Annotated in this window: 8 protein-coding genes and 1 pseudogene; 6 read left to right on the forward strand and 3 right to left on the reverse strand. The window is 34.9% G+C overall.

From position 1 onward, the window contains the following. Window positions 1–310 (forward strand): annotated as a pseudogene (locus tag MT391_RS20045) (SLC13 family permease); the annotation flags it as partial. Window positions 311–606: 296 nt separating this feature from the next. Here the strand turns inward: MT391_RS20045 and MT391_RS20050 are convergent. After that, window positions 607–1,032, reverse strand: coding sequence for a hypothetical protein (locus MT391_RS20050; RefSeq protein ID WP_499499806.1), 426 nt, complete (start codon window positions 1,030–1,032; stop codon window positions 607–609). A 1,085-nt stretch (window positions 1,033–2,117) separates the two neighbouring features. On the opposite strand from MT391_RS20050, the gene MT391_RS20055 reads away from it, so the two are divergent. The 4 genes from MT391_RS20055 to MT391_RS20070 all read left to right on the forward strand — a co-directional run bounded on the left by MT391_RS20055 (window position 2,118) and on the right by MT391_RS20070 (window position 6,415). After that, window positions 2,118–3,428 (forward strand): PTS sugar transporter subunit IIC, encoded by a 1,311-nt coding sequence (locus tag MT391_RS20055; protein WP_166369828.1) that lies wholly within the window; start codon window positions 2,118–2,120, stop codon window positions 3,426–3,428. 116 nt (window positions 3,429–3,544) lie between these two features. Then, complete coding sequence (locus MT391_RS20060) at window positions 3,545–3,910, forward strand: PTS lactose/cellobiose transporter subunit IIA (RefSeq protein WP_499499808.1); 366 nt, start codon at window positions 3,545–3,547, stop codon at window positions 3,908–3,910. 73 nt (window positions 3,911–3,983) lie between these two features. After that, window positions 3,984–5,363 carry a glycoside hydrolase family 1 protein gene (locus MT391_RS20065; RefSeq protein ID WP_499499809.1) on the forward strand — a complete coding sequence of 460 codons (1,380 nt, stop codon included), beginning with the start codon at window positions 3,984–3,986 and terminating at the stop codon, window positions 5,361–5,363. 152 nt (window positions 5,364–5,515) lie between these two features. Continuing rightward, on the forward strand, window positions 5,516–6,415 hold the full coding sequence (locus MT391_RS20070) for an ROK family protein (RefSeq protein ID WP_499499811.1): 900 nt from the start codon (window positions 5,516–5,518) through the stop codon (window positions 6,413–6,415). 410 nt (window positions 6,416–6,825) lie between these two features. On the opposite strand, the gene MT391_RS20075 is transcribed toward MT391_RS20070, so the two are convergent. Further along, window positions 6,826–7,527: a GntR family transcriptional regulator gene (locus MT391_RS20075; RefSeq protein ID WP_166369820.1), complete on the reverse strand. Its 702-nt coding sequence runs from the start codon at window positions 7,525–7,527 to the stop codon at window positions 6,826–6,828. Window positions 7,528–7,973: 446 nt separating this feature from the next. On the opposite strand from MT391_RS20075, the gene MT391_RS20080 reads away from it, so the two are divergent. After that, window positions 7,974–8,285 (forward strand): PTS sugar transporter subunit IIB, encoded by a 312-nt coding sequence (locus tag MT391_RS20080; protein ID WP_166369818.1) that lies wholly within the window; start codon window positions 7,974–7,976, stop codon window positions 8,283–8,285. A gap of 322 nt (window positions 8,286–8,607) precedes the next feature. Here MT391_RS20080 and MT391_RS20085 read toward each other — a convergent pair whose 3' ends face one another. After that, the gene (locus tag MT391_RS20085; protein WP_499441424.1) at window positions 8,608–9,252 is read right to left on the reverse strand and encodes an SRPBCC family protein; all 645 of its coding nucleotides are present in this window, start codon (window positions 9,250–9,252) and stop codon (window positions 8,608–8,610) included. Between the last annotated feature and the right edge of the window lie 1,164 nt (window positions 9,253–10,416).

The raw sequence follows: 10,416 nt of genomic DNA on the forward strand, positions 1-10,416 counted from the left end.
GCTTTCACTTATTTCAACATTAACAGGATTAGTAACAACTGTTCCCGGTGTCCCTACCGTACTCTCACCGATGGCCACTGATTTTGCACAAGCCACAGGACTTTCATTACCCGCAGTATTAATGACACAAGTTATCGGCTTTTCAACTGTATTATTCCCTTATCAAGTAGCTCCTTTAGTGCTTGCCATGCAGTTATCAAGGGAGTCACTTACGAGCTTAGTAAAAATAACGATACCGTTAGCTATATTAACCATAGTGGTGTTAATGCCACTTGATTACTTATGGTGGCAACTATTGGGCTGGCTATAATTTTTTGAAAAAGAAAATAATCGCTTTTATACTTTTTGGCTAGGCAAGCACTTAAAGACAAGAACCGTCGTGAAGTGAACGCTTTATAACTAAGCATATGACTTGGGATTAGTTTCTGTTGTGGGGTTAGGTATTGTTGTTAGCTATTGGTTGATAGGCGCTGTTTTGAACTAAAGTTGCGAGGAGGTAACTTAGTATTGCTAGCTTACTACCTCGCAATGAGATTAAGAGATTTTTAACTAAAACAAAATATAGCTGAAAAAGATAACAGCACTATTTACAGGGTCGAAAATCGATTAATACTCGTATTTTTGCTCAATCTTTCTTTTCTCAATAAGATAAGTTTTATTATCGATTTGATCAGCAATTAATAGTTCTTCTAAAGCAATTAATTCCTTACCCTTTTCTTTTCTTAAATATGTTTTAGTCATATCGTAGTTAATTGACTGAGCACCATCATAACCACTAACAGGATCCCAGAAGATAGAGATAGGCCAAAATAATAAATTAACAACGCCATAACCAGGCTCTCTAGCATAGAAAGAACCAAATCCAGGTAAAAGACCCAACGCAGCACCAACCATTGGTTTTTTTTCTTCGATTAAAATACCTTCATTTTCAAAAGCTGCATATTCCCTTTTTTGCATTGAATTTAATCCACCTGCACACCCAGATATTATTAAAGCAGTGAGAGCCAATGCAGCAACCTTTACAAATTTCATTACCTATCCTTTTAAATTGTTAAATCATCGAAGACGATTGTTAGTCGTTTATATTATTTAGATTAATTACGTCTTTTCACTTTGAGATATCTGAAATTAATATCAAAGTCTTAGCGTAATCTCTATGTGGTTATTTAAATCAAATATAGGAAACTGCACTTATTATGCGAATCTAGAAAAGGTATAAACACAATGAGTTAACCCAATAATGGATATCTTTCCATTAAATAAAGAAGCTATATTTAATTCGCGCACACAATACATTAAAAACATATTACAATCAAAAAAATACCACCATATAGGTGTTTTATGTATAAATGATTAGATGGGAAAATATAAAGTCGCATTGCTTAATTTGATAATAAAAAAGAATGACTATGGAGCGCCACCCTGAAACAATGCGTTTAAAGTGAATAGTTAGCTTGGATCAGAGAACGAAGCGATGTGCCTTTTTCTTTGCTATTTTTAGATATAATTTTTATTTTTGGAAAGCAAAAGAAAGTCACTGCAAAGGTAAAACATCTAGTAAATAAGTATCAAAATGGCTGGATAAGCGCAGACGACTAAGAGTACTCATAAAAATAAGAGCCTCCGATTAAATTAAATAACATCGACATTATCGGGGACCATTTACGTTGCTATAAAAAGAGAGAACTTAAATAACAAACTTTAAGTGGATGATTTTTATCATTTAAATGTTAATTTTCAGATATTCATTATTAATGAATATGATTCAATGCTTTATATGCTTATTAAAGTTTCTTTTAACCCTATCAGATCCAACTTTAACCCCTCCTAATAACGTTATCACTTTAATTTAAAACCATATAGTTTTGTGATGGAAGTATTGTTTTTTAATTAACTCACTTAAAACCATATGGTTTTAATGTAATGATATTACTTATCAAAATTAGAACATGGAAATCTACTTAAGATCTATAAAACATATTTTAAATATGTATTCTTACTTTTAAAGTTCATGTTTAAGACTTGCTATTTATATTTTATTTTTTGGCTAAATAAATAACACCTTATACCCAACTGTAATATTAGTACTTACATTCAAATAGAAAAAGGATTCGCTAATGACTATAAAAGATAAATTCTTTGGATTCCTCCAAAGTACAGTAGCCCCCGTTGCTGGGCGAGTCGGGCAACAGCGACATGTGCAAGCCATTCGTGATGCATTTATTGGTGCAATCCCTTTTATCATTGTTGGTTCATTTCTACTGGTTATTGCTTTCCCTCCTTTTGGAGAAAATGCAACTAATATTTGGTCAACATTTGCCCGTGAATACCGAGAGCAAATTCTACACCCATTCAATTTTACAATGGGTATTATGACGCTTTGGATCGTTACCGGTTTAGGTTATAACTTAGCTCGTTTTTATTCTACTCTGAACCCATTTATGGCCGGTTTATTATCACTCTCAACATTTTTGATGATTTCAGCTCCAGTCTCTGACGGCGCATTATCAATGCAATTCATGGGAGGAACGGGTATCTTCACTGCGATTCTCATTGGTATATTTGTACCGGAAATGATGCGTCTACTACATAAATACAATGTGGGTATTAAGTTACCTCATCAAGTACCAGAGAAAATACGTGATTCATTTGACCTGTTAATACCCATTGCGATAGTGATGGTGACTATTTATCCTCTCAATCTTTTTATTCATGCAGAAACTGGTTTTATTATTCCAGAAGCTATCATGGAGATATTTAAACCGCTTATCTCTGCATCGGACTCGTTAGCTGCATTTCTATTAGTCTCTTTTATTGCTCAAGTTTTATGGTGGGCGGGTGTGCATGGCTCTGCTATTACCGGAGGGATCATTGCACCGTTTGTGTTATCTAACTTAGTTGCTAATCAAGATGCATTGGCAGCGGGTGTTGAAGGCACAAAATTACCTGCAATTTTTGCACAGCCGTTGCTTGATTTTTTCATTATGTTCGGCGGCTCTGGTGCAACCATGGCATTAGTACTTTTATTCTTGCGATCACGTGCCATTCATTTGAGAACGATTGGTAAAATGTCACTTATTCCTGGGATTTTTAATATTAATGAACCCGTTTCATTCGGCACTCCAATTGTCATGAATCCAACTTATTTTATACCTTGGATTTTGGCTCCGCAGCTTTGTGGCATCTTTACTTGGTGTATGTTCAAGTTTGAGTTAGTGCATCGTATTATTGCTATACCACCTTGGACTGCACCTGCACCGATTGGCGCTATGTGGGCAACGAATTGGTCTGTTATGGCGTTTGTGACGGTAATGATTAACCTATGTATCGCTTATGTCATTTATTACCCATTCTTCAAAATGCATGAAAAAGAGTTACTAGAACAAGAAGCTGCTAACGCAAAAGCAGATAAAGCATCGGCGGTATAATGCATGTCTATGCTTCAACAATAGACGATGAAATCTGTAGAGCACTTTAAAGTATTTTTGGGGTGCTCAATAAAAAGTATTCACTTTTTACATTCATTAATCAGGAATTACACATCATGTCAGAAATTTTTGAAATAAATTCGGTCGAAGACATCTCTGAAACCTTTCTAATGACGCTACTTACACAGGCTGCAATGGGCGAGTCCGCTGCGAAGGAAGCAATGTTGGTTGCCCGAGATGGTGATTTTGAACGAGCATCATTACTCATAAAGCAAGCCAATTTAGCCTTCACTGAAGTACACAAAACGCAAACTGCATTAATTGGTTTTGACGAAGGAGAGGGAAAGGTGCCTATGACCTTAATTTTGACGCACATCCAAGACCATATTATGACAGGGGTGTTAGCTAAAGAAGTTGCAGAGGAGATTATTTTACTCCGTCAAGAGATGGCTGAATTGAAAAAATTAATGGTCGCAAGCTAAGCAGTTTAATATTGATTATTAAAAATTGATTATTAAAAAAATTGAAAATTAATTAATATCAGAGAGGCAAAAAATGAAAAAATTTCCTGAGAATTTTTGGTGGGGATCCGCTACTTCAGCACCGCAATCAGAAGGTGCATCATTACAGGATGGAAAATCGCCCAGCATTTGGGATCATTGGTTTAAAACAGAACCAAATCGTTTCCACAATAACGTAGGCTGTGCAGATGCTTCAACATTCTATGACAATTGGAAAGATGATATTGCATTGATGAAGCAGCTAGGACATAACTCTTTTCGTACCTCAATTAGTTGGTCTCGATTAATTCCAAATGGTACTGGTGAAGTCAATCCGAAAGCGATTGATTTCTATAATAATGTCATTAATGAGTTAATTGCGCATGAAATTGAACCATTTATCAATCTTTTTCATTTTGATATGCCGATGTGTATGCAAGATAAAGGAGGGTGGGAATCTCGTGAGGTTGTAGAAGCCTATGCTGTATATGCTAAAACCTGTTTTGAACTATTTGGCGATAGAGTTAAACATTGGTTTACATTCAATGAACCTATCGTACCCGTTGAAGGCGGTTACCTGTATGACTTTCATTACCCAAATATAGTGGACTTTAAACGAGCAGCAACCGTTGCTCATAACACCCTAATCGCACATTCTAAGGCAGTGATTGCTTACCGTGAATTAAAATTTGATGGCAAGATTGGTATTATTTTGAATTTAACCCCCTCTTATCCACGCTCTCAAAATCCTGCTGACTTGAAAGCTTCTGAAATTGCAGATTGGTTTTTTAATCGCTCATTTCTAGACCCTGTAACTAAAGGTCAATACCCAACAGGCTTGGTTGAATTACTGACTGAACACAAACAATTACCCGAGACTGTGGAAGGTGATTCAAAAATATTAAAACAGGGGATTGTCGATCTATTAGGTGTTAATTTCTATGCCCCGCGTCGAGCTCAAGCCCCTAAGTATGCTCGTCACGCTGATGCGATCTTTATGCCAGAGTTATTCTTTGATGATTACGTGATGCCTAATAGAAAAATGAATCCACATCGAGGTTGGGAGATTTATGAGAAGGGGATTTATGATATTGCTAAAATTATTCAGAATGAATATGACAATATTGAATGGTTTATCGCAGAAAATGGAATGGGTGTTGAGGGGGAAGAAAAATTCAATATCGATGGCCAAATTCAAGATGACTACAGAATTGAGTTTGTAAAAGATCATTTAACTTGGTTACATAAAGCTATCGAAGAAGGGGCTAATTGTCGTGGTTACCATTTGTGGACATTTATCGATTGTTGGTCATGGGCTAATTCATATAAAAACCGTTATGGTTGGATTGCATTAGATCTAAAAACACAAAAGCGAACGATTAAAAAATCGGGTGAGTGGATTGCCCAAGTATCAAAAGATAATGGTTTCGAATAAAGTTAATAAGTTATATTTTGAAGTGGGTTTTAATCGAATAGAGATAAAAGCCCCCTATTTTTCATCCCGTTAACTTAGGTGCAGAACTTAGGTAGATAAACCAGATAAATAACTTAGGTAAATAACGTAGGTAACTAATTTAGGTAGATAATATGATAGTTGGCTTAGATATTGGTGGGACAAAAATTGAAGGAGTAGGTTTAGATTCAGTAACATACGACACTTTAATAACTTATAGATATGATACTGATACTGAGACTTATGAAGGTTTTTTATCATCTATCATGTCAGTTATTAATGAAGTTGCAAAGTATGGTGATATTGATTCTATTGGTCTTGGCTGTTGTGGCTCCATAGATAAAAATGGATTGATGCAAGGCGCTAATGTGATCATTCTAAACGGTAAAGATTTTATTGGAGATATAAAACAAAAAGTAAATGTACCGATTGCTATCGCCAATGATGCTGATTGTTTGGCGCTTTCTGAGTTTAAAGATGGAGCGGCAAAACAGGCAATGAATTCATGTGTTGCCATTATTATCGGCACGGGTTGTGGTTCTGGAGTGATTGTACACAATAAATTAGTCACAGGCTTGAATAAACTGGGCGGAGAAATTGGGCATAATCCTTTGCCTAGTTATTCATCAAAGATTGATGGTGAACAAATTGATTGTTATTGCGGTTCTAAAAACTGCACAGAATCGTTTGTTTCTGGTACTGGTTTTTCACGTACTTTCTCGGAAAAGTATTTTCACGCAAATTCAAAACAAATAATGGAGTTGTATGCTCAAGGCCATACTGAAGCAAGGAAACATTTGGATTTATATTGTGACCAGCTCGCACGTGTTTGCGCCAATATTGTAAATTTTGTTGACCCAGAAGTGATTGTTTTAGGCGGCGGTATGTCTAATATTGATGAAATATATCCGTTAGTAAATGCTAAATTAAATAAATATACATTCACTAAGAATACAGTTACTCAAGTGGTCAAAAATATTTATGGCGATTCGTCAGGCGTACGCGGAGCTGCATTTTTACATCAACAAGGATAAAGCACTACACACCTTGATATTAAGCGTGGCAATCAAGTTATCCTTATCAATATATACCCGTTACCATTCAAGGTGTAAAATTCAGTAAGCGGTGAAGTGAACAGATTCAAGGCAGAAAGAGGAAGATCTAGCGGATTAAATCGACACTTTCTAATAACGAAGATGTTTGCTTCATCTTTTGCCCTCTGGGTCGTTAGCTTGAACGATAACGAGTATAAAGTAACTTGATTGCTTATTCAGATAGTTAAGTTTTGTGCTGCTTATTCTATTATCTAGAATAAGCACATAATACTTAACACCTAATATCCAGACCCTATGAATTAGTTAGGTGTAATTCGACTTCGAAAGATCATAGTATTTAGTGGTAATCTGATTCGTTAAAATTAATATTTTTTACGTAGATTGCAAACTTATAATCTGACGAAATTAGTGGAGAAATGGTATGTATCAGTAGTATGTTTTGAGATTGAATATTCAAAAATATCCCCATTATCAAGATAAACTATTTGTTCTACAGCGACTAATTTATCATTTAACGGTACATTTAAGTTTTCAGATTCAATTTCATTCGCTTTTACAATACTGATTTCCATCGTCGAGCTATGTATTTTTAGCTTCAGCTGATTGGTAATAAAACTATAAATCGAGTCTTGGGTATGCTCAATCGTTAATCCATTCAAAATATTCACTGGCATATAAGTATCTTCAATAACAGTCGGTAAGCTATCAATAATCCGCACTCGAATGATGTGATAAATTAGATCTCCCCTATTACAATTTAAACGTTCAGCAATACGTTCATCTGCGGGAACAATTTCAAATTTTAAGTTGTTAGAGGTAACTTCTTTACCATGTTTGATTGCGTTTGCTTTAGTTCCATGTAAATGGGATGTAGTTGTATTCAGTGGACGTTTCACGAATGAACCAGAGCCGCGTTTTCTTACCACTAAACCGTCAGCAACCAAAATATCTAGGGCTTTTTTAATAGTAAGTTCACTGCAATCAAATTCTTTACCTAAAGAAGCACCATCGGGGAGTTTTTCATTTAATCGATATTCCATTTCTAGAATACGCTGTTTAATTGTCTCGTATATTTTTAAATATTTAACCATGTATTCCCTTTCATCAGTGCTATTTCTATTTTGTAAACAGACTTTTTTTATAGTTTATGGAGCATATTAAACCAAATTTCATATACGGTTCTCCAATAACAGTCTGTTGATTATATAAAACTATATGGTTAATAAACATAGTGCTTTCATATTAAAATTTTAAGTATATTGTTTTGTGATAAAAGCTTTGTTTTCGTTAAAGAAAATAAAAACCATATGGTTTTATTGGTATGCTGTTATTAATTCTAAACAACTATTTTAGGCTAAGAAAAAATACAATTTTTAAAATAAAATGGTCGTACATCTAAAGAAAATACACATTAACCGGTTTAGATTCTACAAAAGTGTTGTTAGAAAAATTTATAACAGAACACTTACAATAAAACACTGATAATAAACACAACTTATAAGCAGGCAATCTGTAACGATAATTAAAGAGGCATAAAATGGCTATAAAAATTTTTCTCGTTTGTTCAGCTGGCATGTCTACCTCAATGGTAGTTAATAAAATGAAAGAAGCAGCAATAGCAGAAGGTATTGATGCTGAAATTAAGGCATATTCACAATCAGAGTTTAACGATGTTGTTGATAAATATGATGTGTGTATGATTGCCCCCCAGATTTCGTATCAGTTCGATCACTTTAACAGTATCTGTGTTAAAAAAGGATTGGGTTGTGGAAAAATCGAAATGATCGATTACGGAATGATGAAAGGTGATGTGATCCTGAAGCAGGCTATTGCACTATCTAAAAACTAATAAATTGCATATAAATAGCATTAGCACTGTCATTCCGCATTTGAATAACGATTAAATTCCACCTTTAAAAGGTGAAATTTAATCGCGGAGTGATACGGTAGTGAAAAGTGATTGACCGCGATCCTACTTTTTGATCTATTACTCTCAGCTGTCATCATAAACTTTGTTGCGTTTTCCTTTATCACTGTGTACAACGGCTTTGATTTGTTTGTTGATGACAATGTCATAGGAAATAAAGTCGATGAGAGGAGAAAACTAGTATTAATAATGCCGCAATGAGCACATCCAAGCGTTAATAATGAGTAGTGAGTAATGAATAAACCTAATAGGAAAACTGTTCTAATGAAGCGTCATCGATAATAACGTTTAGTTTTTTCAGATCCCGTTCAGTGCTATCCACCAGTTCATTATTGAAGATAAATGCAGGTACGTTGCCAGCAGGATCAATCCACGTTTTATAATTGACTTCAACTAATGAGTCACTACGTTTTTTGATTACCCAACTCGATTCAACTTGTGAAACACGAACATAAAGATCATTAATTGCTACTTGTTCACTACAAGAAACAATATTAATAGTGATGATCGTTTCCTCAAAGGAAGTGTTAACACAGGTAATGAGCTCTCGATTTTTAAACGGCCAAGGGCTGTTTATGATGGTTCGCAATAAATATTTCTGGTTATTATAGACAGTCAATACTTCTACGCTATCCAACCGCTGCAACCATTGTGATGTTTGCTTAATATTTGATAAGACTCTAAACACGAGCTCTTTAGATTTGTAAGTATAAAAACGCGCTTCCACCTGTTTAAAATCGCTTTGCTTGTGTTGCTTTAAATCAACCTGAACACTCGCCATTGATTCAGCTACTTTTTTCTGTTGCAACTGTACATTGGCACAACCAGAAAGCCACAGAGTAGAAACTAACAAAAAATACACAGAAATTATGCTTAAACGATGTTCCATTAGTGCTCTCCATTCCATAAAAGAACAGTGACACAATAAAAACCCACTGTTTAACAAAAAAGAAGTATAACACACTGTATGTATTGAAGAGATTTTAGGTATTTTCATTTCAACCTCCAGTTAAATCAATGATGTATTCACTGGGTTAGCAGAATAAATTAAACCACGTCAGTTCTTAAAATGGTTGGAGTTGACCGATAGGCTGCGCCCTACCGTGTATAGTCATTCGCTTACGTCTGTAAATACCCTGCAATCATCAAGTGATTTTAAACTCCAATAACGAAAAAACCCTAGTTTATTTGCATAAACTAGGGTTTAGAATGGTTGGAGTTGGCCAATAGACAGGACTCTATCGTGTATAGTCTTTCGCGTACGTCTGTAAATGCCCTGCAATCATCAAGTAATTTAAATATAAAACTAAAACCCTATAAACGAAAAAGACCCTGTTCACATAAAGTAAACAGGGTCTAGAATGGTTGGAGTTGGCCGATAGACTGGACTCTATCGTGTATAGTCATTCGCGTACGTCTGTAAATGCCCTGCAATCATCAAGTAATTTAAATATAAAACTAAAACTCTATAAACGAAAAAGACCCTGTTCACATCAAGTAAACAGGGTCTAGAATGGTTGGAGTTGGCCGATAAGCTAACTATCGCAGCAGTAAGTTAGTTGATTAATAAGGGTTTAGTGTAGCACCAAAATAAATTACTTATCCGAGTGTTACACAGTTTGTTGCACAAATTGTTATTTACTAGCTTTTTAAACAGCCAGAGTTCAGGTTAAAATAATTTAAATTTAACCACATTAATATAAAACCAATAAGAGAGATAAAAATGGCCAAGAGATTGAAATTATACTCAATTTTAATTTTACTCAGTTTAATCACCGGTTGTGCACACAGTACCTATTCAATAAGGAACCTATTAGTAACAGGGATCGTTAATTTATCAGATTTACCTGACTCAGTTGCCAAAATAGAGGGCTACGATATAAAAGCCCAAATTCGCTCAGCTTATGACTTTAGCTTTAATACTAACTCAAGTTTCGGGATTCAAAATAGGTAACAAATGAGGTGTATCACATTGATTTAAAAGAAGTTGAGGCCTATTTGTGATAAAGTAGTTGTTAACTAGACAAAAAACAGCATCACAAAAAGGCCTCAC

The sequence above is a fragment of the Vibrio sp. 1-Bac 57 genome, assembly GCF_037546855.1.
Lineage (GTDB): Bacteria > Pseudomonadota > Gammaproteobacteria > Enterobacterales > Psychromonadaceae > Psychromonas.